The sequence below is a fragment of the Mixta intestinalis genome, assembly GCF_009914055.1.
Lineage (GTDB): Bacteria > Pseudomonadota > Gammaproteobacteria > Enterobacterales > Enterobacteriaceae > Mixta > Mixta intestinalis.
The window spans coordinates 4,437,857-4,463,602 of the sequence record NZ_CP028271.1 but is presented as its reverse complement, the minus strand read 5'-3'; the positions used below and the strand labels follow the sequence as shown (position 1 = coordinate 4,463,602).

The following is a 25,746-nucleotide window of genomic DNA, read 5'->3' as shown; positions in this document are numbered from 1 at the left end:
AATTAATATGAAAATAGTAAAGGCAGCAATAGCCGGAACGCTGGAGTCAAGCGATCTGATGGTCAAAGTTAGCCCCTGTGAAGAGGGCATCGATGTCACTGTGAATAGTGAAGTGTATAAGCAATTCGGCGATCAAATTACCGCAGTGGTGTATGAGACGCTGCGCGCATTTAACATCACTCAGGGCCAAATTATCGTTGAGGATAAAGGTGCGCTGGACTGCGTTATTCGCGCCAGAATGCAGGCGGCGATCCTCCGTGGAACGGAAAGTCAGGACATTGTGTGGGAAAAATTATAATGAAGAAATTACGTCGCAGTATGCTTTTTTTACCGGGTTCCAGCGCCGCTATGCTCTCTACCGCGTTTATTTATAAACCGGATTCCATCATGTTTGATTTGGAGGATGCGGTATCGCTGAAAGAAAAAGACAGCGCCCGGCTATTGGTTTTTCATGCTTTGCAGCACCCGATGTATAAAGATATTGAAACGGTGGTGCGAATTAATCCGCTGAATACGCCTTTTGGTTTAAAAGATCTGGAAGCGGCGGTGCGGGCGGGCGTTGACGTTATTCGTTTACCCAAAACCGATACGCCGGAAGATATTCACCAACTTGAGCGTGAAATAGTCCGCATTGAAGAAAGCTGTGGTCGTCCGGTGGGATCTACGCAATTAATGGCGGCCATCGAATCTGCGGTAGGCGTTATTAATGCCGTCGCTATTGCCAGATCTTCCCCACGCCTGATGGGCATTGCGCTGGCGGCGTTTGATTACGTTATGGATATGCAAACGGAGCGCGGAGACGGCACCGAACTGTTTTATGCCCGTTGCGCGGTATTACACGCCGCACGCGGTGCCGGTATTGATGCTTTTGATGTGGTTTACGCCGATATCAATGACGAAGCAGGCTTCTTAAAAGAAGTAGATTTAATTAAACGTATGGGCTTTAACGGAAAATCGCTGATTAATCCACGACAGATTGAAATTCTGCACAACGCCTATGCCCCGACGCAGGAAGAAGTTGATTATGCAGAACGCGTTATCGCGGCGGCGGAAGAAGGCGAACGTAACGGGCTTGGGGTGATTTCACTGAACGGCAAAATGATCGATGCGCCAATTATCAACCACGCTCGCATGGTAATTGAACGCCGCAATGCCTCCGGCATCCGTCAGTAACGTCCCATTCAGCCTAACGCAACAGGATTTAACATGAGCAACGTAACCGAAGCACTTTTAACCTTACCCGATACCCTGCGTGAATATGAGGTATTTAGCGGCGCGAATACGCACACCCCCTACCTTGCGGACAGTAAGCAAAAATATCAGCGCAAACTTTTCGCCACCTTAGATGACATATTAAACCGCTGCGAATTACGTGACGGCATGACCGTTTCATTTCATCACGCCTTCCGCGAAGGGGATAAAGTCATTAACTATGTGATGGCGAAGCTGGCGGAAAAAGGCGTGAAAGGGTTAACGCTGGCCTCCAGTTCGCTGATGACCTGCAATTCGCCGCTGATCGAACACATTAAAAATGGCGTTATCAGCAAAATTTATACCTCCGGGATGCGCGGTGAATTAGCGGATGCAATTTCACATGGTCTGATGGAGGAGCCGGTACAGATCCACTCTCACGGCGGCAGAGTCAACCTGATTGAAAAAGGCGAAATCAATATCGATATCGCCTTTTTAGCCGTCTCCTGCTGCGATGAGTACGGCAATGCCAGCGGCAGCGGCGGCAAATCCCGCTGCGGATCGCTTGGCTATGCGATGGTGGATGCCAAATACGCGAAAAAAGTGGTGTTGCTGACCGAAAGCATTGAGCCATTTCCTTATATGCCCGCCAGCATTATTCAGGATCAGGTTGATTACATCGTCCAGATCGACAGCGTAGGCGATCCGGCCAAAATCAGTGTCGGTGCCGCTCGCGTCACCAGCAACCCACGCGAGCTGATGATTGCCCGCTCGGCCGCCGACGTCATAGAGCATTCCGGCTATTTTCGTGATGGCTTTTCACTGCAAACCGGATCGGGTGCGGCCTCTACCGCCTGCACGCGATTCCTCGAAACGCGGATGCGCAAAAAGAATATTGTCGCCAGCTTTGCGCTGGGCGGCATCACCGGCAGCATTGTCGATTTGCACGAGAAGGGACTCATCAGCAAGCTGCTGGATACCCAAAGCTTTGATGGCGTAGCCGGGGATTCGCTGGCGAAAAACCCGAACCACGTTGAGATTTCAACCAGCGTTTATGCTAACCCTGCCGCTAAAGCCGCCTGCTGCGACCGCGTTGATATCGTCATCTTAAGCGCGCTGGAGATTGATACGGCGTTCAATGTCAATGTGCTGACCGGCTCCGACGGCGTAATGCGCGGCGCATCCGGCGGCCACTGCGACGTTGCCGCCGCGGCGAATTTAACCATCGTGGTCGCTCCACTGATCCGCAGTCGCATTCCTACCGTCGTTCGTCGCGTCACCACGCGCGTTACCCCAGGCGAAAGCATCGACGTGCTGGTTACTGACCACGGCATCGCCGTTAACCCTGCCCGTCCAGAGGTTAAAGAGAGGCTGGTTGCCGCTGGTTTACCGGTCGTTGATATCGAGGTGCTGTACCAGAAATCGCTGGTCATTTCCGGCGAACCCAAACCGATAGAATTTACTTCCCGCATTGTCGGCGTTGTGCGTTATCGCGACGGCAGCGTCATTGATGTGGTAAGGCAGGTGAAAGAATGATTAGCGAAACGGCAAAAGCCTCATCCTCATCCGTCACCCTTGAAGATATTCTGCTGGCCAGGGAAGCCCGCGCCAGCGTGCAGCAAAAGTGGCTGGACCGCTTTGCCCAGCCAGTGGTGTCTACCACCCTCGTCTGGCCGGGAGAGGTAAAAGATACCCCTCTCGCCCGGCAGGTCATGACGCAGGCGAATGAAAGCCTGAACCAGACGCTGCATAAACACCGCTGGCGCGTCACCAGACAAGAGATGCGTTTTCTGCCAACGGGGCCGGAGGCGTTCTGGTCTGTCTCAGCCCCCGCCTGGATGATCAAACATGTTACGGCACACCTTGAAGATAACCATCCTCTTGGTCGTCTGTGGGATATCGACGTGTTTTGCCCCAGCGCCGGACTGGTTAAGCGCAGCGCGATAAACCAACCGATGCGCCGGTGCTTTATTTGCCATGAACCCGCTCATGTCTGCTCCCGTATGCGTCGGCACGCTCCCCAGGAACTGGCGCAGGTGATTGAGGATTTAACCTATGACTACTTTAGCGGTCAGCGCTAAGCGGGACGAGCCAATAGTCGACATCGCTGCGCTGGCTGGCGAAGCGATGTACCGGGAAGTGATGCTTACGCCAAAACCGGGGCTGGTTGATGGTGCCAATAATGGCGCACACCCTGATATGAACCTCGCACTCTTTATGGGCAGTATTGCCGCCGTCTCGCCGTGGTTTGCGCGCTTTTTTGCACAGGGAAAAGCTACCGCACACTTTCCTGCTCCGCAAACCCTGGCGGCTATCCGACCGATTGGACTGGCGTGCGAACAGGCGATGTTCAACGCCACTGGCGGCATCAATACCCATAAAGGCGGCGTGTTTTCACTCGGCCTGTTGTGCGCTGCCGCAGGCCGTCTTGCCAGCGGTAACGGGCCGCTTAGTCAGCGTGCACTGTGCCGGGAAATCAGAGCGATGTGTGCAGGACTGGTTGACGGCGAACTCAAAAATTCCGTCCCGGCAAAAACCAAAGGCGAGCATATTTTTCAAACGCTGGGACTTACCGGCGCGCGGGGCGAAGCGGAGAGCGGCTTTACCACCGTCACGCGCTTCGGGCTGCCCCAGTGGGAAAAGGCGTTGCGGGATGGGTTAACGGAACAGGATGCGCTGCTCAACATGCTCCTCGCCCTGATGGCGCACAATCCCGATACCAATGTGGTTTCACGGGGTGGGTTGAATGGGCTGAACTATGTGCAGCGCTACGCCAGGCGGCTGCTGAAGATACGCAACCTGTCGGGTAAGAGGCTCAGAAAAGCGTTGTGCAACATGGATAACGCCCTGATTGCAAAAAATCTTAGCCCTGGCGGCAGTGCGGATCTCCTAGCCGTTGGCTGGGTACTCTCCCACTACCCGGCTTGATGGGCGCTACTGAAGAGGATGACATGATGACGACACAACGTCTGGAACAGTTAAGCGAGCAGTTCACGATTATTCTGGTGCCGGGCCTGAGAGACAGTGATGAGCATCACTGGCAAAGTTGTTGGGGGCGTCGTTGTCCTTTTCTGAAACGGGTAACGCAGCGCAACTGGCTGGATCCTGATATTGACGCATGGGTCTCGGCGATTCGTCGCGAGCTGGCTACCTGTCAGCAGCCCGCCATTCTGGTTGGACACAGCTTTGGTGCGCTGGCCTCCTGTCGTCTGGTACAGACGCAAAAGGTGAATATTGCGGGCATCGTCATGGTTGCCCCGGCAGAGCCGTCTCTCTTTGAACTGGACGAGGCGGTACTTCCCGAAAAACTGCCAACAGCCAGCCTGATGTTTGTAAGCCACAACGATCCGTTAATGTCTTTTAAGCGCGCGCAGTTTTGGGCGCAATGCTGGGGCGCGCGCGTCATTGATATTGGCGAAGCCGGGCACATCAATACCGAATCCGGATTTGGCGAGTGGAATTATGGCCTGGAGCAACTGGCAGAATTTGGTGAAAGCCTTTAGCACGATATTAAAAAAGAGTCTTTTAAACATTATCTAATACGTGAACATTATTCAGATAAGCAATATCTGATCCGGAGAACATATGTTAGACGCTTATAATAGGCATGTACAAGAACGTGCTTTGCAAAATATCCCGCCTAAACCGTTAACCGCTGAACAAACGGCGGCAGTAATTTCGGCACTACAGCGCGGCGACGATGATAATACAGGAACGTTGATTCAATTATTAATGCATCGCGTACCGCCGGGCGTCGATCCTGCGGCGAAGCTGAAAGCTGAATTTCTCTATCAACTGATTAAAGATGAAAATCCGACAGGCGTTATTACTCCGCACCAGGCCATTGAACTACTGGGCACTATGCAGGGCGGTTATAATATTCAGCCACTGATTGATTTGCTTGACGCTCCGCAATGGGCCAGCCAGGCGGCGGAACAGTTATGTACCACGCTGCTTATTTTCGAAAAATTTAAGGATATTGAAGCAAAAGCGCAGCAGGGGAATATTCAGGCGCAAAGCGTTATTCAGTCGTGGGCCAATGCCGACTGGTTTACCCGCCGCCCGGAACTGGCTGAAAAAATTACCCTGAAAGTGTTTAAAGTCACCGGGGAAACCAACACCGATGATTTATCACCCGCACCGGAGGCCTGGTCACGCCCGGATATTCCTTTGCATGCGCTCTCAATGTTGAGCAATCCGCGCAACGGCGTAACGCCAGATGCACCCGGCAGTCGTGGGCCGATAGCACAGCTGGCGGCGTTAAAAAAAGAGGGTTATCCGCTGGTCTACGTGGGTGATGTCGTGGGAACTGGCTCTTCACGTAAATCCGCCACCAACTCTATTCTCTGGCACATCGGCAACGATATTCCCTGGGTACCCAACAAGCGAAACGGCGGCTTTGTGTTTGGTGGAAACATTGCCCCGATATTTTTCAACACCCTTGAAGATTCCGGCGCGCTACCTGTTGAAATGGACGTTTCCGGGCTGGAAACGGGAATGCTAATCGACCTCTATCCTTACCGGGGTGAGGTACGCGAAACTACCAGCCAGCGACTACTGGCCTCATTTTCGCTAAAGACGGACGTGCTGCTCGATGAAGTCCGTGCCGGAGGACGTATACCGTTAATTATTGGCAGAAGCCTGACCGCAAGAGCGCGCGAGTCGCTGAAGCTGGCACCTTCCGATGTCTTTCGGCAGCCAAAAGCACCGGCACCGTCCAGTGCAGGCTTTACGCTGGCGCAGAAGATCGTTGGCCGTGCGTGCGGCGTGGACGGGGTTCGCCCAGGGCAGTATTGCGAACCGAAAGTGACTACCGTCGGCTCTCAGGACACTACCGGCGGAATGACGCGCGATGAGCTTACCGATCTCGCCTGCCTGAGCTTTTCCGCCGATCTGGTAATGCAGTCTTTCTGCCACACCTCAGCCTACCCCAAGCCGGTGGATGTGAAGCTGCATGAAACCCTGCCTGAGTTCATCAGCTGCCGCAATGGCGTTGCGCTCAGGCCCGGTGACGGCATTATTCACTCCTGGCTTAACCGGATGCTAATTCCTGATACGGTTGGCACCGGAGCCGACTCCCACACTCGCTTCCCGCTGGGGATCTCCTTCCCCAGCGGCTCCGGTCTGGTAGCTTTTGCCGCGGCTACCGGGATAATGCCGCTGGATATGCCGGAATCGGTGCTGGTGCGTTTTACCGGAGAGATGCAAAAAGGGATCACCCTGCGCGATCTGGTACATGCCATTCCGTTCTATGCCATAAAACAGGGCTTACTGACGGTGGAGAAGAAAAATAAGGTCAATATTTTCTCCGGGCGCATTCTGGAAATCGAAGGGCTGGGCATGTTAAAGGCAGAACAGGCTTTCGAGCTGGCCGACGCCTCCGCCGAACGCTCTGCTGCTGCCTGCGTACTGCGTCTCGATGAAGAAAACGTGGCCGAATATTTGCGTTCCAATGCCGCCCTGCTGCGCTGGATGATCGATCAGGGTTATGAAAACGCAGCGACACTGGCGCGACGTATCGCTGAAATCGACGCCTGGCTGGAAAATCCGTCATTGCTGGTTGCCGATGACAACGCCGAATATGCCGCAGTGATTGAAATCGATCTGACGGAGATTACCGAACCTATCGTCTGTGCCCCCAACGATCCGGACGATGCCCGCCTGCTCTCCGACGTGGCAAATACCCCAATAGATGAAGTATTTATTGGTTCCTGCATGACTAACATTGGTCATTTCCGCGCCGCCGGAAAGATGCTTGCTGACGTCAGCGAAATTCCCAGCCGACTCTGGCTGGCTCCGCCGACAAAAATGGATGCGCAGCAGCTTTCCAGTGAAGGATATTTTAATAAGTTTATTCATTCCGGTGCCCGCATCGAACCTGCCGGTTGCTCACTGTGCATGGGCAACCAGGCGCGGGTACGGCAGGGAAGCTATGTCGTCTCAACATCGACCCGTAATTTCCCGAACCGCCTGGGTACAGATGCGAAGGTATTTCTGGCATCGGCTGAACTGAGTACCGTGGCAGCTATTATCGGAAAAATGCCGACCGTTAAAAAATATTTCGAATATATGGATAAAATTCACGAAACGCGCGATGATACCTATCGCTATTTGAATTTCGATCAATTACCAGAATATCAGTTAGCCAATCAGAAAAAACATATTATTAAAAATTTCACTGAGCATAACCTTTAAGCACCAGTTTAATTAAACGTAAGTAAATCGCATTATTATACAGCCGTTGCTTCTTTTTCACTGAAGCAACGGCTGCTAATAAGAGCTTTTGGCTGAGGTGACTCATGTTGAAATCTAAACCATTTAAAATCGTTATTCTTTTTTTTATAATATTATTAACGGTAATAATCCCCCCACCCAATGGATTAGCGAAAGAAGCCTGGATCCTGGCGGGGATTTATCTGGCAGCAATTGTCGGGCTGGTAAGCAAGCCTTACCCGGAGCCGGTTATTATACTTTCAGCGATGGCATTATCCTGTTTTACGGTGGGACGCTTTGCCGATTCCCCCGTAAAATCAACGGATGTGTTGAGCGGTTATGCTTCAGGCACCACCTGGCTGGTTTTTAGCGCTTTTACGCTAAGCGCCGCCTTTGTGACAACGGGATTGGGGAAACGCCTGGCGTACTGGTTTATTTTAAAATTTGGCGGTACGACCCTGCGGCTGGGATACGTCACGGTATTACTGGATTTAATTCTCTCTCCGGCCACGCCATCAAATACGGCGCGCGCCGGTGGCATTGTCTTTCCGATTATTAACAGTATTGCGCTGGCATTAGACTCAACGCCAAATGAAAGCCCGTGTAAAGCCGGACGTTTTCTTATGGTGAATGTTTATATGGTCACCAAAACCACCAGCTATATGTTTTTAACCGCTTTTGCCGGAAACGCCTTAGCGTTACAGTTAATTTCTGATATTTTCCAAATTCATCTGAGCTGGGCTGGCTGGGCAATAGCCGCTGTGCCGCTGGGGCTATTGATGCTGGCAATTATTCCCTGGATTTCTTATAAAATCGCGCGTCCGGAATTAACCAGCATCGATAATGTACAAATCGCCACGGCGGGTCTGAATGCACTGGGGCCAATGAGCGGAAAAGAGAAAGGACTAATTGTGGTATTCATCTCAGCGCTGTTGGGATGGATCTTTTGCCGTTACCTGGGGCTTCATGAATCCTCCGTTGCCGTCATCGCAATGGCTGGATCGCTGATTTTTAGCATTATTTGCTGGAATGATGTTCTGCAAAATAAGGGCGGATGGAATACGCTTATCTGGTACGGCGGAATTATTGGTCTCAGTGCTACCCTGAGTAAAGAAGGCTTTTTTAAGTGGCTGGCGGCGTTTATGTCTGAGCACCTGGATTTCCTCGGCGCGGGGAACAGCACCATCGTTATGATTGTCTTTCTGAGTATCCTCGTGCGCTATATGTTCGCCTCAGGGGGCGCTTACGTGGCCGCAATGGTTCCCGTATTTGCCACCGTCGGACTGGTGACCGGGACAGCGCCCGTCCTCCTTGCTCTGGCGATTCTGTTTTCTAACTCCTACGGTGGTTGCATTACGCATTACGGCGGCGCGGCTGGTCCTATTATCTTTGCTGCGGGTTATAACGATATAAAATCATGGTGGACTGTCGGTACTATCACAGCTTTACTAACGTTTATTCTCCATATGCTGATTGGCATTCCATGGTGGAATTTTTTAATACAAAATAACTTAATTTGAGGAGGTAACCTTCTGCCAGAATCACTTGTCCGCTTGATATAATATAATTATCTTTACATCAAACGAAACATGTAACTTTTCCTGTTAACAGCGGCCTGATACAGAAGCGATTTAATGAAACTAAGCATCTGAACGTAAGCTAAATGAGACTATATTTTATGAAATTTTTGCTCATTGCTTTACTGATCCATATCCCAGCGCCTGAAATAACGCTTTAATTTATCTACCGTATGTCGCCATTTCGGCGTTATAGGCTTGCAAACCGTATTTTGGTTGCCAAAGAACCCAACTTCGTTGATCGCTTCGGGTCTCCAGCCATTTTACGGAGACAAAATATTCTGACTTATCGGGATCGTCAGCATTGTCACGATACCAGTCACCATATTTAAGCACCTCCATCGCCAGCTTCTCTACCCGCCAGATAGCATGATGAACCGGCATCGTCTGTTCCTTAGTTTAAAGCAGCTTCGGTGAGCGCATCCGCCAGATTATCTGGAACGCATTGTAAGTTTTTCCTGTGCCCGTGGCCATAACCAGCAAAATGTGGTTCTTGCCTGCCGATACGGCATCTACCGTTCGGTTAATCGCCTGCATCTGATAATAACGGGGAGTTTTCCCGCTGCCATCATCGTAATACGCCTGGCTGATAACCGGCAACTGCTCCTGAGTAAATCCTTTCCAGGCGCGGGGAAGTCACTGAGGGCGATTTCGGATTCAAGCTATGTGGATTGGTTTTATCATGGAAAAGAAAACCGTCTCCATTGGAAGCGAACACAAAGGGCACATCAAGCAGACTGGCGTAGTCCAGCCTCTGTTACATCCCTTTGCCGATGGCGTGCTTATTGGCTTTGGCTTCGCAGCTGAAGCCGGATTTCTGCCCGGGTACTTTGCCGCAAGTACGCCATCTATGATATCTACCTTTGATTTGAGGAGCAGGTTGTTCCTTTATTATCCTGAGATAAAAATTTCAGCAGTTACTAAATGTGTCGCTGATTTCTCAAATTTAACATCATACGCCATTGAATACCGCTCGCCAGGCAAAAATTTAAATCCGAACAGGGGTAGACATTCACCCCTGGGCACATAAACAGGGCGATCATCAAATATTTTATGAAAAGATTTACCTTTATCACTGTTTATTTGAATAGCTGTAATCCGTTCTTGTGGTTTCAATGGCGACACCACGCAAACATGATTATCCTTAATTAAGGCTGTTGTGGACTCACGAGCTACCATTCTCTCACCAGGGCCGGGGCAACCAGTCAAAAGAAAGACCACAGCCAACAATATTCCATTTCTCATGATTACCGTCCTTTCCCGGTGACTATTTTTTGATAAAGCGCAGGTATGTCCTGCAACTTATCTACTCCCCTATACATACCCATTCGCCCTGGCCTTTGATAGTAAGACCACCTTTCTATCCCATAAACTAACAACAACCAGTAATCAGCTAAAATAGAGGCTTGCTGCTCTAAAGAATAGTCAATCAGCTTATCTTTATCCAGCCTGTATGTATATTCAGCAGCCCAGCTAAAGGTGCCTCGTAGTCTGACCCATTGATCATTCTGGTGTTGCCATACGTGGCCTAACTCATGGATAAAAACATATTTATCTTCGATGAAAACCAGGTTTGAAGAAAAATCTTCTTTATACATTGGTTTTCTGTACCATAGCTCCCCGTTGGGAGACATGGCATAGTCTTTGTTCTGCAAGCCGAACGGTAAATAGCTGTCGCAATGAATCCAGACGCGACTGTAAACTATCGAATTACCAAAAATCCGACGAGCCATTGCAATCTCGCCCGTTGTCATTCGGCGTAATGTTCTTTCTTCAGCCTGCGCGCTCATAAACTACTTTCCTTGTATAATTTATCTACATCGTAAAACCCTTAGGTGGAATAGTCTATACACAAAATATATCCAGTCATTTATCTTCTATGTATCATTAGGGCAGGACGTAACGGGATGCCGCGCTAAATATGGAGCGGTTAAAAGTATTTGGTACAGACTTAGACAGCAGTCCACCTTCCGGTTGCAAGAGAAAAACACTTACATGGTTGATTCCAGTAACTATTTGCCACTGCGCGGCAATATACTAAGCCATCACCAATCAGAAGGACTTTATACTGGAAAGAATCAGAGAAGATTAAATAAAAAAGCGGAATAATTAACTTAACTGCTTACTTTTCAAAAGTGAGTGAGATAGTGCGAAGGCCGGACTCGAATTTCACACCCAATAGACTGATATCAATGTAGTTTATAAACAGGGATAAATAGTTATACCCACACTTGTACCCACAAGTTAAAATCCGTACAAAAAATAGACATTGCAAGTGGGTATAAAGTCACACCAGTAGAACACCGATATGGATATCAAAGCAAGATTCAGGCAGGCAGGAAAGTTTTCTTCAGAGGCACCAAAAGTTTAGTCTCGATATCAACTTGTTCGTAGTTCTCAATAAGCGCACGGACGAGATCATCAAGTGTCCAGAGCGTCAGTGGTATTGTCGAACGGTCGGCTTCATATCGAGCATCTTTCGTAAAACCCCCTGTACTAACATAAAGCCCGCGATCGTCTTTATGGCGACCGCCGATAAAGCTACGGATCTGTTGGCTTCCCATTTGCTCCCTGCGATGTTTTACCTCAACGATAATACGTGGATTTTCAAAACCGAATCCATCAGGTGAAGCAATGATATCTTTACCCCGATCGGCTCCCGCAGGTGACACCTGCGTTTTATAGCCCATACTGCGTAAAACCCCGGCAACCAGATTTTGCATCTCGTCCCAGTCAAGAGAGTTGATGCGATCTTTGATACCTTCAAACGCGAGCATTTCCATATCGCGGAGCGGATCAGAAACGACCTCATCTTCATCCATCGCAATTGGATTCTGTGTAATCACATCTACAGTGGGTTTCTTATCCTGCAAAAGCTCTTCTAGAGCATATTCTGGAAGCTGGAAAACCGTCAGCGTAGAACCCAATGTATTCTTGGTAGCAACAGACAGTCGATCGCGATCAATTTCTTGAGTATTCCATTTAACCTGCCGAGCGATTCCCATCCCCTCTTCCACCCATTCAGGATGATATTGGAAGTCTGAAGTAACTTTGCCTAGCAAATAAGTACGGTTAGCTGGCGAATAGGTAATAACCCAATCACCCTTTTGGATCTCATTCACAAAACGCCAGACCTGCGATGCACCAGAACGCGCAGTTCCCAGCTTTGTTAAGGGATCTGCCTCCTGGTATAAGGCTAGTAACTGGGCTCTGGATAGGCCGGGTTTGACTAATGGAGCCAGCTGAGACCAACCGATGCCTACAATTTGCTTATCGCGAAAATCGTCATATAGCTTGCCACCATCGCCGCGGATCATCCACATTCTGTTGCCCATACCCGTCCCTTCATGAGGAAAAGAAATTAAGCTGGATCATAAGCTTGTTCGCCGTAGGCGTCAAAACTCTCCAAAACTACTTCGCTAACCTTCCTGGGTAGTGTTTAGCGATAATATCATTCATCCTCTCGACCAAATCCAGGCGCTTGAAAGTCAAGTGCGCAGTGCCCTTCTGAAAGTAGCGAATACGGAAGAACTCATCTTCATAAACATCCTTATCCGGGTTATCTCGAATATGCGCCATCAGCCGAGTAGTGACATCTCCACGGTTGTCAGGGATCGGTTTACCATCCAGCAAAAACAGCATTCGTTCCAGGTCCGCTAATTGATCCCTCCGCCAGCCCCAGTTCAGACTAAAGCCCCAGCGGTTATACGTCACCAGATTGTTAATGATGATCTTCTTACCAAAGCTGCAGGGACTATTAGTTTTGTAATCCCATGATAGCCCTTTGAAGACGTTAATGATCCCGCGCTCAAAGACCTCCATTCTGTTCTGATGTAACTGCTCAAAAGTACTGAGGATATTCGCCTCGCTAATGGCAGGAAGATCGCCCTCCTCAAGGTTCTTATGCCACTGGTCGCGGGCCTGTGCATCCATCAAAGCCATCATGCCGGATTTCAACATCAAGTCTCGCCAGATGCTGCGGTCTATATTGCGGGTGATCGCAGTTATCGCTTTATCAACATCTTCAGTCAGCCAGCCCTCGTAGCGATGCCCTAGCTTCATTGCCCAGTCCTGTGCAGTACCACCGCCGATTTCTGAGGTTAACCGTGAAATGGCATCAAGCTCCTGAATGAGTTGTTCGATCTGTTTCAGTGCGGTATCGCGGCCCGTAACAACACGTTCGATACTGGTCGAAAGGATGAGTTCGTTGTGCTCTGTTAATACGTCGGGTTCTGTTTGCATCGTAATCGTCCATAAAAGCAAACACGCCTGCCGGGAGTGGCAGGCGCATTATGCGATGAATAAAAAAGGTGGGAAGTGCGGAGGTAAAAATCAGGAACGGAGCTCGACAAATTTAAGTATTGATCAATCCGGTAGCTCGCCTGGCTCTGAGAATATCGGTGGCGGTCAGGAACGGCGTCTGCTCCTGCCAGGTGCATCCCTTTCGGTCAGTACGTACCAGCTCATAGCGTTCCACTAGGAAATTCACCGCATCGGCAAGTGTTATTCCCGCTTCGATATGTTCCTGTATGACCGCGTCGTCATGAAATGGCGTGTCGTTAAGCGTCAGGCCGTAATGATGCTCCAGCAGATACGTTAACAATTGCTGCCATACCTGCACGGGTGACAGGCGTGACGAAACCGGCACCGTGTACGGTACAGATGAAATGTGCATATGTTGAGTCCTGAGAAAAGGGGTTCATGAGGCAAGCTGCAGCATATTCTCAGCCATCACCCACAGTGCACGGTTAAGCCTCACATCACCGTCGATACTTTTTACAGCGCGTGTATGGGCGTGTTTACCTTTGGTGGTTCGTCCAGACAGACCGCCTTTAATCAGGTTTTCCTGAATGCGCTGATAAGTGGTCCACAGGTCGTTACTTTCATCCTGCCAGCGGCGCGGGGATAGGATCTGCGATTCCGTCACCGGCTGATGCTCTTCACCAAAACGATAAGTTAATGCCGCTTTCGCCATCGCCTGCTGTGCTGTTGGTGGTAACAAAAGCGACTGCATGGCATCGCGCTTCTCTTCTACTCGGTCAAATATCCCCAGCACTTCGTAAGCCCCTTCAATGACTTTTTCCACAACATTGCCTTTATGCGGCACCCGCACCTCACCAAAACTCTCACCACAAATTAGTCCATTCTGGCAAACCGATCTGAATAACCCCGGCAGCATCTGATATGAGCTGGAGCCGTCGTGGCTATTAAGCAGTATGATTTCAGGCACCTGCTTGCCAGTGATCTGGCCTTCGCGACGCAGACGTAGCATGTGCTTAGTATGTTCGCGTTTGCTCTGGCCTCGGACTCTAGTCTGGCACGCAAAGAATGGCTGAAAACCTTCACGTTGCAGGTTTTCAAGCAGGGTAATGGTCGGAATATATGTGTACCGATCGCTACGGGATTCATGCTTTTCTTCGCTGAATACACTCGGCACATAATGCGCCAGTTCATCGCGGGTCAGCGGGCGGTCGCGTCGAACAAGATTGACTGCGCCGAAGCGGCTGGCTAAAAGTGTCATTATTAGTTCCTTATTGAGATATGAAAAAAAGACCATGCCTCAGAGTGAGGCATGGTCTTTTCTGAAAGTGAACGGTGAAAAAAGATTGTGTTAAATTCGGGTGAGATCACACGGATAGTACAGAGATAAAAACGACTGTAATTTAAATATTACCAGCCAGCATTCTGCTCCCTGATAGCCCGGTTGAGCGTGTCCAAATCTTGTATAGTTTTTTCTTTTACTGTGTAAGTGGTTCCATTCGGGTCAATAGTGACTGATTTCGGAAAATGATCCTTTATGATTTTAACCGTTGATGGGTGACTAAAAAATCGATATCTGAGACCTGTGCTGCTAATAAAGTCTCCCTCTGATGGGGTAGCCAGTTCATCTGGTGATTGCGGCTCATACAAAACCCCGACAAAAAAACCGCCCCCACGCATGCCCTCCAGCCCATTAATATACAACTGGTGTGAATGTTTTTTTCTGTTCCATCCATTTTTGGCCATGTCATGAAATGTTCTGTACTTAATGTTGTTCAGATCGAACAAAAGCGCTTCATCGTCGTTTGATCTTTTAGTATGTACAGGAATCACCTTGCATGAATAATCAATTTTCACTTCGAGGCCATCAGCGGTGTGCTGTCTATATTTTAATGTTACCTTTCCGATGAAAAATAAAAATAACGCCGGTTTGAATTCACTATTATTAGGGACATGAAGTTTTGTCTGTAGGTATGCAATTACTCTTCTGAGTATATCCCTCTTGTTTATCGCTTCCGCAGGCTTTGGCACGTCACTAAACATTATGTAAGGAAGCGTTTCAATAAAACTATCTCTTTGAAACAAACGATGAAACGCATCGGTTGCTCCCCTGACTATTCCATCAATAGTCAAATTATTGATTTCAAAACCTGCATTGAAAACCTTTTCCGGCACCAGATTTTTATTCGCCACCAGTTTACCTGAAGGTAAAAGTGAATCGTTTTCCATCCTGTACTTCAAGGCATCCAAAATCATGTCCTGAATCACAGCTGAACTACTACTACCCGTTCTCTTCGCCAGACCCACTATCATCTGATGAAGTTCAGGATAGGAAAGGTTAACCGTTATCCTTTTTTTACTTACCATCACACATTCCTTATAAGGTGCAGCACTTTTTAGATTTTAACAGTGCTGCACCTTTTTAAAAACTACTTTAAATCAAGGGAGTATTCCATGCAAAAACAACCGCTTTTGGCAATACCCGGCATGGTGACATGAGTGACAGTAAAATGTTCATCCGCAAACCAGAGCAAGAAATAGCCCCATAGTCAGCGTGCCGGGATAACTTAAGAGTGGTTTTAGACCGAATGAAGGGAAGTAATAACAGCCAGAAACCCGATATCGCAGGGGTATACGGGGTGACAGGTGGCGATATCAGTGATTCTTTACTGCCGGTACCAATTATATGTTTATAGTTGCTCTCTACAGTATGAACAGAACCTTACAGATACAGGGTATACAGAGAATCATCGGGAAGGGGGTATAGCACCGTCAAGAAAGGGAGTTTGCTACCATCAGAGGCTAAAGCCAGTAGTAGTGTGAGGCAGTGTTTTCTTTGCTCGTCCTGTACCTGCATTAAAAGTTACTGAGGCACTCATGGATATATCACCCAAAGCATGAGAGCCCGGAAATGATACTCAAAGAAAGTAACCGCGAGAAGAATGCCTACCATATGCAGCGTCTGGAAGCGCTGACAGCCTTCGTGATGAATGAGCATGCCCGTGTATTAGCCTTCGGGCTGGATCTATACCTGCCGCAGCATAACCAACATGAGGGCCACGAATCTGCGGTGATAACCCGTTTTATTGCCTCACTGAAAGCGCAGATTGCCGCTTATCTGAAAAAACGCAGCAAAGAAGGTAAACGCATATACCCTTGCCCGGTGTATTACGCATGGGCCAGAGAGTTCGGTGAGCTTAATGGCAATAAGCATTATCACCTGGTGCTGCTGGTTAACCGTGAAGTGTTCACAGGCATGATGTTAAAAATGGATCTTGATGGGAAGGCAAGAGGTTTTTTGCTGATGATGTCTGTCAAAGCATGGTTCCACGCTTTGAAGCTAAGAAACGGAACAAAGGAGAACGTTCGTTTTTGGCTGGCGGGGGTGTTTGAGTTAAACCGCAGAGAAGGAACTGATACTCCGGATTATAAGAATTACCTGACGAGGATCTGCTATCTCGCCAAAAAACGTTCCAAAGAAAATGAGGACGGAGAGCGTAACTTTGGCTGCAGTCAGTTTAAGGCTAAAGCAAAAAGTAATTTATTACCGGAGAAGTGATTGTAATGACGGAGCACGCAACATGACCTTAAATCAACAGGTTAGTTCTGCTCCTGTCTTTTACCCACTCAAAGACAGAAGGACAATCGTCATGAACAATCTCCCGACTCCCGATACCGACCTGATGAACGATAAGCTGGTGGACATGGTCTTCATCACCACCTTCACGGGTCTAACCGATAAGTGGTTCTACAAGCTGATTAAGGACGGTCTGTTCCCGAGACCCATCAAGTTTGGCCGCAGTTCCCGTTGGCGGGAAAGTGATGTCAGGCGCTGGCTGATGGAACGCATAGAAGAATCCCGCAAATAATGCCCTTGAGGCCACTTCCACACGCCTTATCCGTAAACAGCAACCCGACACAAGCGCTATGTCAGTAAACGTCTGGCAGGGCTGTTGCTGCGCGTTATTTGTTAAGGGACGCTGTAGGGATGAAATGAATGACATCCCAGCGGGGTTAAACATAATTAAAAGGGGAAGTGTCGGATAATTGACTGACACTTACTCCCCGGACTCACCATAGTTAAATTTAATTATTGAAGGTCCAGCTACCGGAATCGGTCGCAATACTGGCTTCGATAATACGGTCACATTTCATATACTTGAACGTGGCCACATCACCGAATTGATATTTGGCTGGCAGGGTTCTGTTACCGACGCTCTCCATTTTACAGTTCCCCCGGTTAACCCGAATGGATTTCAGTAACACGTTGTCATCAGTGATAGTGAGCTGAATAACGCCATATCTGGTATTCCAGCCTTCATTGCTGACTGCGCTGCCGAACTGTACTTTAAACGGAGGCGTCGTAGGTTGCTGTGCCTGCTGTTGTTGAGAAGGTGAAGGTTTATTCGCCTGCTGGCTACCCACGCCATTAATACCGTTCTGGAGGAGACTTCTGGGAACGTTAATCGTATCCGGTTTGCAGGATACGGTGCTGGTTTCCTGCCCGAGTGAATTCATGGCCGTGTAATAAGCATCCCCTGTACCATCATATTCCGAATAATTGACAGCAACAGCGCCTTCGATATCGTCACTTTCTCCGCGCAGCGTGAAAGAAGCGGTTCCCGCCTCTGATTTAGCGATGATAGTTTGCTTCGCCTCACCGGAAGGAATGTCCAGTTTAATGACTGAACCTCCTTCTTCGGAGTCACCACCGGGCTTTTCAAAACTGATATAAACAGTATTGCTGGCATGACTGAGTGTCATCTGCTCGCCATTTTCAAGCATACATTGCAAGTCGTAGCCTCCGGCTGCATGAGCATACTGGGCAGCAAATAACGATATAAACAATGCAGGAACAATTAGTGGTTTCATTAAATGCTTCCTTATCCAAAAAAATGGTCCCAGACGTTACCCGCCCACTCGATAACTTTATCTTTCCCCTTACGGGCAAGCTCTTTGACGGGCTTTGGTAACGGAACAGAATCAATAACGTCGTCAAGTATCCCGGAGATCACGCTGGCAAAGCCGCCTTTCGCTTCCGTCTTTACCTCTTCGGTTTTGAACTCTTCCTTAAACTGCGAGGCGGTGCTGCTTTTAGCCCGATCGGGCAAAGCGCGGATCATCGTTTCGACCAGACGAAGGATGTTGTAGCCCTCATCGGCGGAAATGGGGATCACCGGATAGTGCGTAAAGCCAAATCGTTCAGTAATGTAGGCTTCTTTCTTTTCGATGTTGATGCGCTGTGCCGGGGACGGCTGATGCAGGTGTGTATCCCACTCACGGAAGGGCTCGATTTTATCCACCTGGTTGAGGACGAACAAAACGCGCTCCCCTCCACCGGCAGGGAGCAAGACATTGTTGTAGAAATGCTCATCCGCAGAAAAAGCTCGATCATCGCCTTTTATCACCCAAAGGATGAGATCCAGTGAGGGAAGCAAAGTACGGTAAAGATCTTCATACTCTTTATCCCGTAAAGCATTCTCACCGACACCAGGAATATCAATGATCTTCAGCGAACGTTTACCAAAGCGTATGCGCAATTCCTGGGCCTCACGCGTACAGGCTTCAACGTCACTGACCTCACACACTTCGCCCTGGAATAGCGCATTACACACGCTTGATTTACCTGCGCCGGTCTTTCCCATAACACCAATAACAGGTTCATAGTCGATAGCTTCACTGATTTTGTTAACCAGGTTTTCCCGCAGCGACTGAGGAAAAACATCGAGAATATCCCTGATGTCAGGTATGAGCGGCGGGCTGTCGGCTTTTACTCCGTTGCTATCATTAAACATATTGCCCCATATTCCTGAAATTCCCCCTTCTCTTCTGGTGATGCCATTAGTATCAGTAATCATCCGGCCTTCGCCCTTTACTGGGTCATCCATAAAGGTCTCCTTGCTTATGTTGAAATGAACGTTGCCAGTTACTCTCTGAAGGCGTGAATAACGTCGCTGATGAAACGAAAGTGAGGTAGAGTCGAAATAAATTCCTCACTGGCGGTGAGTGCGTCAAGTTCAGGCTTTCTGCGAAAAGAGGTGTCAAGAACAGTCACAGCGTTAACGTCTTCCATCCGAAACACCTGTAGCTTTCTGGCTCGAGTAGCCACAAGAAACCAGTTTCTGGACTGGAAGATCAGGCGGCGAGGAGCCACTCCTTCGTAGCTCTTACCATTGACTAATAGCGTGACGGCCCGGTAGTCACGGATAGCTTCGGCCAGTTCCAGAAAACAGGTAGTCTGGGTGATTGGCGATGGCAGTCCTCCATGCCCGATAAGACATGGAGAGCCACCAGAGCTGCTGGTAATCAGCCGGATTAGTCTGCGATTCTGGGCCGGAATGATCCCCGAAATCCCAGAATTGAGGATAAACGCAAAGGTATTGGGTAAGTGCTCTCGACACGTTCGCCGGATAAGTCGATAGCAGCCACTGGAATGTTCAAGATCCAGATGGATTAGACGCTGCTGAAAATCCCGCTGTAGAGTGCGCTCTGAAACACCAAACTCATTTGCCAGCGCTTTCAACTCCAAGGATTGACCAGCCAACAATCGGCTGATAATGACCGATAACCTGACGGACAGGCGGTCATAATGATCATGTTGTGTTTTCATGGTGAGAACAGTCCTGAACTCCCAAAATAACCAGATATTGATATGGGATATTATGACGTACTAGTTCGACACGTTATGTCGTACTAAAGGAAGGTGGATTGAAAAAATGGTAGGGGTAACTACAGCCATCTAATGCTTTGAAATATAAATTAATTAGTTGGCTCCTGCGCGAAGTCATCATCAAAAAAACGACACAACCTGTCGCATTCCGCATTGTCAGAAAGGGAATATCTGCTGCTCACGAAAATGATTTAGTTCTGAAAATAGTTATAAATGAATCAATACATTTTCATTATTTACAAAAAGTAGGGAAGCATAAGCCGATTGGCCATTATCAATGACAAATCCTTCGAACGCACTTCGTTAATTTAATACAGATTTAGGATATCCAAGCGATTCAGACAATAACAATTTGCTCTACTGAACTAACCGAGCAACATTGCAAAAAAACACCAGCCGACAACCAATAAAAGTACTTACTCGTATAAAGTATTGAAGATCAATGTGATGTAGAATAGAGCCGTCCCTTAATGTGATGGAAATCACATTCCTTAAACTCTGCATTCCGGCATAATCGAACCGGGAAGTTAAACTGCTCACTCCATATCCCTTTTTAGGGGGATATCTATGAATACCGTTTCAATCCACTAATAAGTAAGGTAATAAATGGACGCAGAGAAAATTCAGTCAGATATAGATGCACTTTTGACATACATGAACGATGACATGGAGAATCTTGGTGAAACAATAAAAACCGTTACATTTGGATTCGAAACGGGCCAGAGTGATCGCATTGCTTTAGACGAGTTGCTTCACTGGCGGGAAGAGTATTTGTTCAAAATTATCAATATTTGCCATTCCCGCTCTCTATTACGTAAGGACTATGGAGATTTTGAGCATGTATCCTTGACAGAAGAGGGTCAGAGTCGTGCTATATCAATCAAACACGGAAAAAATCGCTCTTACGAGTTAGGGGCCAGCATGCAAATCGCAACGTTAAATGTTCATGGGCCTGCACAGGTTGGTAACGGTAATACGCAAAACATTCACAATGTATTTAATCAATTACTTCAGCAGATCGAGAAATCCTCCGCTTCTGATGAAGAAAAGCAGGAAGCCAAAAACCGCCTGGCGAAATTTTTGGAACATCCTTTGGTTGGTTCTATTGTCGGCGGTCTTGCTGGTTCTCTTCCTGGTCTGATGGGATGATGGAAGACCTTAAAAAAACGATCCGATTGCGCTGTGCATTCTGCCGTTCGGAACAGTTTGCCTTACCTTGCGAGGGTTACTCCCCCCCAAGTCATAGCTTTGTCGTTTGTGCCAACTGCGGGAGGGAAAATGACGTCACATCTCTGCTCATCGTTGCTAAATCGAAAGGTATGGAAATAGCTGAAGAGTATGCTGATGAACTATTTGAACAGATGACGAAAGATCTGTTTAAATCTTTTAAAAACAGTAAATTCATAAAGATAAAGTGACTGTAACAAAAGTTGCATGGAGAACGTATGTCAAGGACCAAAGTACTTTTTGCTTATTGCCATGAGTTAGATCGATGTTTATCGATTGATGAAGCAAGAACAGAATTCTTTTCAAAAAAACCGCAAGACAGACAACGATTTACTTTCTCCTGCAGCGATCGCAACTGCAACGTCACCATTAGTGGTGTTAATTACCATGTCAAAGCGGAAGATGGTGAAAAATTCAAAGTTGCACATTTTCGTTCTCCACACCCCCATAATCTGGGATGTGAATGGATGCGATTTTCTGAGGAAGCTAACCAGCCCCGTCAGGCTAGTGAAACAGAAGTTGACTACAGAGAAAGAAAGGCAAGGCAGAAGCTAAATGATTTTATCAATTGCTTCGATCCTTGTACTGATGAGAGAGATTCTGGGCAAGAAAAATCTGGACAACAGACATCACTTTCGCAGGTAAACCATCTCGTCAAAGACAATGATTTGTCTAACGATAAATCCCACAAGTGGAGCCGTTATACACGAACTAACCAGCTACAGCGCCTGGTAGACACTTGGCAAGAAGCCAAGAAAACTCTTACATACGACGAGTTCAGAACATTAAGACTAAGAGTTACAAACTACGGGAAGGTTTATTTCCATGAATACATAGCGCATATTCAGAAAGGGCTAAAAAACCAATACGCAGGCGTCATTTTCGGCGGTGGTCATTTGGTTAAACGCTATGGTCGTGGCTTTCTCGTTCACTTCTTCGATAAACATAACGATAAACCAATTCGTCTGTATATCGATAAGAACCTTATGGAGAAAGGAAGATTTAGTCATTATATTGATGAAATATTATCAACAGGGAATGTGAGATATTTTCGTGTCTTTTTGTTAAACCCAGAAGTTTCCGAAAAAAAAGACCGAGCTGGCAATCCAGTTATCAACCTTGAGATATCAAGCCTGCGACAATTGGCGATTTACTACGAACTCAACTCTTCTGAAGATAATGATTTGGATTAACAGTAGGATACTAAATTTATAAAAAGGAGAAATATTTATGGCCCCTGGATATGTATACATTTTAATCAACCCAAGCATGCCAGGATTAATTAAAATCGGTCGAACGCTACGCGACTCACGCATGCGTGCGCGTGAGCTCTTTTCCACTGGAGTACCAACACCGTTTCAAGTTGCTTTTGAGCTTTTTGCTGAACAACATGAAGCTCTCGAGGCTATGGTACATAATGAATTGAATGATTTTCGAGTTAATGCGGCACGCGAGTTTTTCCGCTACCCACTCGACAAGGCCGTTGCGTTACTAATTCAGCTGGCAACCCCCCTTCAAAACTCCACTGAACAGTATGTGGCCGAAGATATAACACAACGGCTTAGAGAAAAATATCCTTTATATATACGTCCAGAAATTGTATCGGTAAGGATTGTTCAAATGCCCAGAGTGGTCTGGCTAGAGATTACGACTGAGAAAGAAATCGCTGGATACCTCGTAGAGCAAACAACCCAACGAACAGATTTGGCATTCATTGTTGACACAGACGAAGCATTCTTTCGGCCAGAAGATGATGTCCGTTTAAATGCAAATAAGCTGGTAAATGATTACGATATTTACTCCGTTGTCATGACCACGGACCTCTTCCATGATGACGCCTGCCAACAAATAGTAAGTGCTTATAAAATGCACCACCACAGTGGCTAACACGATTTTGCCTATTAAGTATCAAATATGATGAGTAATCAGTTCTGAGCATGAAACGGACATTCTCACTCCGCCAGATGCTGAGTCTCACCAAATCAGTTATACAAGTGAGCAGTATCACAAAAAAACCATACTTATAATGGCTTTTTTTCTGCTAATCTATGGTAATAGAGCACTATTCCGTATTTTTATGATTCGTATTTAATTTATAGGGTTAATAATGAAATTAGAAGAGCTTCCATTTATAAGAGAATGGATTTCTCAATTTTCCACTCCGGATGTATACGTTGTTGAACAGATGCTAAGCAATATGCGTTTCGTTGGTTTTGAGGAAGTTGAGCTTTGGCTGCAAAACTCTGTAAACAATTTGCTTCAAGAAATTATTACTAAAGATGGAAAGGTTGCCATTGCATTATTCCCAGTCAGTAAGCCTTTTATTAATGAATTTAATAAAGATAAAGACATCAAACTTCCTAATGACAGCGCTGGACGAATCGCTCACTCATTAAAAAATTTAGAAAGAAATTTACCAAAATATGTAGAACTAACACCACGACTGGACTCTATGCGGCAAAAGAGAGTAAAACATATAATTTTTGTAGATGATTTCATTGGTACAGGAGATCGTTTCATTAAGTCATGGAGAAATACAGTTTCACCGTCCATTAAATCCTGGATTTCGAGAGGGTGGTGTAAGATTTGGCTTATTTCCTTTGCCGCACACGAACCAGGCATAAATAAAATACTGCATAATATTCGCTCTTTATCCAAATCACAAATCAAGGTTAACATAACCATTAATAAATCTTTTTTGCTGCAATATAAAAGCACACGGGAAGTTTTAACAAAATATGGGGCACACCTCGGCTCACCCAGCCAAACATTTGGTTATGGTGGGTTAGCTAGCCCAATTATATTTCAATACGGTTGTCCAAATAACGCACCATTAATTTTTTGGTTATGTCCTACTAAGAAAAAGGGTGTTAAATGGCGACCTTTATTCCCTAATCGAAGCATTCCCAAAGAAGCCTATGATTTATTTGACCCTGCTTTGATAAAAACTTCTATTGCAGACTTTTTTTGGAATCAACGACGTTATGAGTTAGCATTAAATTTTCTTGATAACATTCATAAATTCGATAAAAGAATGTGTCAACGAGTTCTGTTATTAACACTTATTGCTGACGGATATGATACGCAAAGAATTTGTAATATCATGCTCCTTACACCAGATGAACTTTGTGATTTTGTGCGTGAGTTGTATGATGGAGGAGCCATTGATCAACAAAACAAGATCACTCGTTTCGGACATGACATTATTAATCGACTTGCAAAAGCGCCTAAAAAGAGTAACATAAAGCGCAAAGAGATTAATTTTTATCCTTCAAGTTTTTTGGGGTTCCGTCGTGAAACTTAGTTGTGGTAGATACATATATAGTGTATCAACTGCCATTGGCAGCCTACGATTCCGTTTGAATGGTTTGATAGGATGCCAACGAGCACGGATTCCGTCGCTCTTTGTAGTAGCCTTCGCCAGAGTGAGTAGTGATGTGCACGTTTGCGCGCGTTCTTTTGCTCTGGGGGCAACGAAGCCTGTGCGCAAACGCGCGCATCACGACCTCACTTACGTGAGGTGAAGTAAGTGACTCAATGGAACCCCAACCTTTTTCGTAAGGAAGGTTTATCTAAAGGATATGATTCTCACTATTTGACACGCTTAGTCGAGCAAGGGGAAACAATCAATGAAAGAAACCTTCCTGTAGTTTTTTCTCTAGCACATTTAGCCAATTTATCTCATACTTTATATTCTGACTTACACGGTTTTGTAAGCCGTAATGAACTAGAACGAAAAGACTTCCCATATAAAAACTTTTCAATTTCGAAAAGGACCGGAGGAAAACGTTGGATTTCCATTCCTACTCCTGCACTTATGGCTGTGCAGTATTGGATAAACCAAAATATACTTAATAGAGTTATTCCTCACGCTGCTGCATATGCTTATGTCCCGAAAAGAAAAATAATCCAGCATGCACAACGTCATTGCGGTTCAGGCTGGTTGATTAAAATTGATATTAAAGATTTTTTTGGCAATATAAGTGAGCGCCAAGTTTTTGATGTTTTTCTAAATCTAGGATATCCAAAACTCTTATCCTTCGAAATGGCAAGATTATGCACACGAGTAACCCCCAAAAGAAAGGGAAAAAGGTGGTGTAACACTAATAATGAACATACAATCACTGGTTATGATTCAAAATTTGTGGGCAGCTTACCACAGGGAGCACCCACAAGCCCTGCATTATCGAATTTGGTTTGTATCGGTCTCGATAAGCAACTAACATCGCTTGCAATATCTGAAGGCGCTACTTACAGTCGTTATGCTGACGATATATGTTTTTCTTTACCAATGGGATGTAGAAAAAGCGCATTACACATCAAAAAAGAAATATCTAAAATTCTTCATGGATATGGTTTTTCTGATAACAGCAAAAAAACGAGGCTAATTCCGCCAGGGGCTAGAAAAGTTCTTACTGGGCTTAATGTAAATAATGACACACCAAGGATACCTAAAGAAATAAGGGATTCAGTTAGAATGCATCTGTATTACGCAAAAAAAAAATGGTATCGCAATTCATTGTAAAACGCGTGGTTTCCGTTCAGTTATTGGCTTCCACAACTATCTATCGGGAGTAATAGGATATATTTATTCCATAGACTCAAACA

26 protein-coding genes and 2 pseudogenes are annotated in these 25,746 nt (G+C 46.7%); 16 read left to right on the top strand and 12 right to left on the bottom strand.

Annotated features, from left to right (window positions below):
• Positions 1–7 precede the first annotated feature (7 nt).
• From citD to C7M51_RS20755, 8 genes are all read left to right on the top strand, one after another.
• Positions 8–298: a citrate lyase acyl carrier protein gene (gene citD / locus C7M51_RS20790; RefSeq protein ID WP_160623365.1), complete on the top strand. Its 291-nt coding sequence runs from the start codon at positions 8–10 to the stop codon at positions 296–298.
• Positions 298–1,173: a citrate (pro-3S)-lyase subunit beta gene (citE, locus tag C7M51_RS20785; RefSeq protein WP_160623364.1), complete on the top strand. Its 876-nt coding sequence runs from the start codon at positions 298–300 to the stop codon at positions 1,171–1,173. The genes citD and citE overlap by 1 nt, the downstream gene beginning before the upstream one ends.
• 33 nt (positions 1,174–1,206) lie before the next feature.
• The gene (gene citF / locus C7M51_RS20780) at positions 1,207–2,727 is read left to right on the top strand and encodes a citrate lyase subunit alpha (protein ID WP_160623363.1); all 1,521 of its coding nucleotides are present in this window, start codon (positions 1,207–1,209) and stop codon (positions 2,725–2,727) included.
• Positions 2,724–3,272 (top strand): citrate lyase holo-[acyl-carrier protein] synthase, encoded by a 549-nt coding sequence (gene citX / locus C7M51_RS20775; protein ID WP_160623362.1) that lies wholly within the window; start codon positions 2,724–2,726, stop codon positions 3,270–3,272. Before citF ends, citX begins: the two co-directional genes overlap by 4 nt.
• Positions 3,247–4,119: a triphosphoribosyl-dephospho-CoA synthase CitG gene (citG, locus tag C7M51_RS20770; protein ID WP_160623361.1), complete on the top strand. Its 873-nt coding sequence runs from the start codon at positions 3,247–3,249 to the stop codon at positions 4,117–4,119. Before citX ends, citG begins: the two co-directional genes overlap by 26 nt.
• A 26-nt stretch (positions 4,120–4,145) precedes the next feature.
• Positions 4,146–4,694 (top strand): RBBP9/YdeN family alpha/beta hydrolase, encoded by a 549-nt coding sequence (locus C7M51_RS20765; protein WP_160623723.1) that lies wholly within the window; start codon positions 4,146–4,148, stop codon positions 4,692–4,694.
• A gap of 82 nt (positions 4,695–4,776) precedes the next feature.
• Positions 4,777–7,386: a bifunctional aconitate hydratase 2/2-methylisocitrate dehydratase gene (locus C7M51_RS20760; RefSeq protein ID WP_160623360.1), complete on the top strand. Its 2,610-nt coding sequence runs from the start codon at positions 4,777–4,779 to the stop codon at positions 7,384–7,386.
• Positions 7,387–7,490: 104 nt separating this feature from the next.
• Complete coding sequence (locus C7M51_RS20755; protein WP_160623359.1) at positions 7,491–8,924, top strand: anion permease; 1,434 nt, start codon at positions 7,491–7,493, stop codon at positions 8,922–8,924.
• A 179-nt stretch (positions 8,925–9,103) separates the two neighbouring features.
• Here C7M51_RS20755 and C7M51_RS20750 read toward each other — a convergent pair.
• The 9 genes and pseudogenes from C7M51_RS20750 to C7M51_RS20710 form a co-directional block, all read right to left on the bottom strand.
• Positions 9,104–9,335: pseudogene (locus tag C7M51_RS20750) on the bottom strand (nuclease); the annotation flags it as partial.
• Between the two features lie 54 nt (positions 9,336–9,389).
• A pseudogene (locus tag C7M51_RS20745) lies at positions 9,390–9,780 on the bottom strand (DEAD/DEAH box helicase family protein); the annotation flags it as partial.
• A gap of 92 nt (positions 9,781–9,872) precedes the next feature.
• A complete protein-coding gene (locus C7M51_RS20740; protein ID WP_160623358.1) occupies positions 9,873–10,226 on the bottom strand; it encodes a putative T6SS immunity periplasmic lipoprotein in 354 nt (117 codons plus the stop codon).
• 2 nt (positions 10,227–10,228) lie between these two features.
• A complete protein-coding gene (locus tag C7M51_RS20735; RefSeq protein WP_160623357.1) occupies positions 10,229–10,771 on the bottom strand; it encodes a type IV secretion protein Rhs in 543 nt (180 codons plus the stop codon).
• Between the two features lie 537 nt (positions 10,772–11,308).
• A complete protein-coding gene (locus tag C7M51_RS20730) occupies positions 11,309–12,316 on the bottom strand; it encodes a restriction endonuclease (protein ID WP_039268719.1) in 1,008 nt (335 codons plus the stop codon).
• A gap of 76 nt (positions 12,317–12,392) precedes the next feature.
• Entirely contained in the window at positions 12,393–13,223 is an 831-nt protein-coding gene (locus tag C7M51_RS20725) for a DUF4942 domain-containing protein (RefSeq protein WP_160623356.1), read from the bottom strand.
• A 112-nt stretch (positions 13,224–13,335) separates the two neighbouring features.
• Positions 13,336–13,656 carry a TA system toxin CbtA family protein gene (locus C7M51_RS20720; RefSeq protein WP_160623355.1) on the bottom strand — a complete coding sequence of 107 codons (321 nt, stop codon included), beginning with the start codon at positions 13,654–13,656 and terminating at the stop codon, positions 13,336–13,338.
• 24 nt (positions 13,657–13,680) lie between these two features.
• Positions 13,681–14,502 (bottom strand): DUF932 domain-containing protein, encoded by an 822-nt coding sequence (locus C7M51_RS20715; protein WP_160623354.1) that lies wholly within the window; start codon positions 14,500–14,502, stop codon positions 13,681–13,683.
• 149 nt (positions 14,503–14,651) lie between these two features.
• A complete protein-coding gene (locus C7M51_RS20710; protein ID WP_160623353.1) occupies positions 14,652–15,608 on the bottom strand; it encodes a hypothetical protein in 957 nt (318 codons plus the stop codon).
• A gap of 544 nt (positions 15,609–16,152) precedes the next feature.
• Between C7M51_RS20710 and C7M51_RS20705 the strand changes: the two genes are divergently transcribed.
• Complete coding sequence (locus C7M51_RS20705; protein WP_160623352.1) at positions 16,153–16,800, top strand: inovirus Gp2 family protein; 648 nt, start codon at positions 16,153–16,155, stop codon at positions 16,798–16,800.
• A 91-nt stretch (positions 16,801–16,891) separates the two neighbouring features.
• Positions 16,892–17,110, top strand: a complete 219-nt coding sequence (locus C7M51_RS20700; RefSeq protein ID WP_160623722.1) for a helix-turn-helix transcriptional regulator — start codon at positions 16,892–16,894, stop codon at positions 17,108–17,110.
• Between the two features lie 217 nt (positions 17,111–17,327).
• On the opposite strand, the gene C7M51_RS20695 is transcribed toward C7M51_RS20700, so the two are convergent.
• The 3 genes from C7M51_RS20695 to C7M51_RS20685 are packed head-to-tail and all read right to left on the bottom strand — an operon-like array spanning position 17,328 to position 19,851.
• The gene (locus C7M51_RS20695; protein ID WP_160623351.1) at positions 17,328–18,113 is read right to left on the bottom strand and encodes a hypothetical protein; all 786 of its coding nucleotides are present in this window, start codon (positions 18,111–18,113) and stop codon (positions 17,328–17,330) included.
• Between the two features lie 11 nt (positions 18,114–18,124).
• Entirely contained in the window at positions 18,125–19,129 is a 1,005-nt protein-coding gene (locus tag C7M51_RS20690; protein WP_160623350.1) for a GTPase family protein, read from the bottom strand.
• Positions 19,130–19,167: 38 nt separating this feature from the next.
• Positions 19,168–19,851, bottom strand: coding sequence for a WYL domain-containing protein (locus C7M51_RS20685; RefSeq protein WP_160623349.1), 684 nt, complete (start codon positions 19,849–19,851; stop codon positions 19,168–19,170).
• Between the two features lie 666 nt (positions 19,852–20,517).
• On the opposite strand from C7M51_RS20685, the gene C7M51_RS20680 reads away from it, so the two are divergent.
• From C7M51_RS20680 to C7M51_RS20655, 6 genes are all read left to right on the top strand, one after another.
• Positions 20,518–21,060, top strand: a complete 543-nt coding sequence (locus C7M51_RS20680) for a hypothetical protein (protein ID WP_160623348.1) — start codon at positions 20,518–20,520, stop codon at positions 21,058–21,060.
• Entirely contained in the window at positions 21,057–21,329 is a 273-nt protein-coding gene (locus tag C7M51_RS20675) for a hypothetical protein (protein ID WP_142448069.1), read from the top strand. Before C7M51_RS20680 ends, C7M51_RS20675 begins: the two co-directional genes overlap by 4 nt.
• A gap of 27 nt (positions 21,330–21,356) precedes the next feature.
• A complete protein-coding gene (locus tag C7M51_RS20670; protein ID WP_160623347.1) occupies positions 21,357–22,331 on the top strand; it encodes a hypothetical protein in 975 nt (324 codons plus the stop codon).
• 37 nt (positions 22,332–22,368) lie between these two features.
• Complete coding sequence (locus C7M51_RS22545) at positions 22,369–23,025, top strand: GIY-YIG nuclease family protein (RefSeq protein ID WP_142448071.1); 657 nt, start codon at positions 22,369–22,371, stop codon at positions 23,023–23,025.
• A 220-nt stretch (positions 23,026–23,245) separates the two neighbouring features.
• Positions 23,246–24,442, top strand: a complete 1,197-nt coding sequence (locus C7M51_RS20660; RefSeq protein WP_160623346.1) for a phosphoribosyltransferase-like protein — start codon at positions 23,246–23,248, stop codon at positions 24,440–24,442.
• A gap of 225 nt (positions 24,443–24,667) precedes the next feature.
• A complete protein-coding gene (locus tag C7M51_RS20655; protein WP_160623345.1) occupies positions 24,668–25,663 on the top strand; it encodes a reverse transcriptase family protein in 996 nt (331 codons plus the stop codon).
• Positions 25,664–25,746 lie beyond the last annotated feature (83 nt).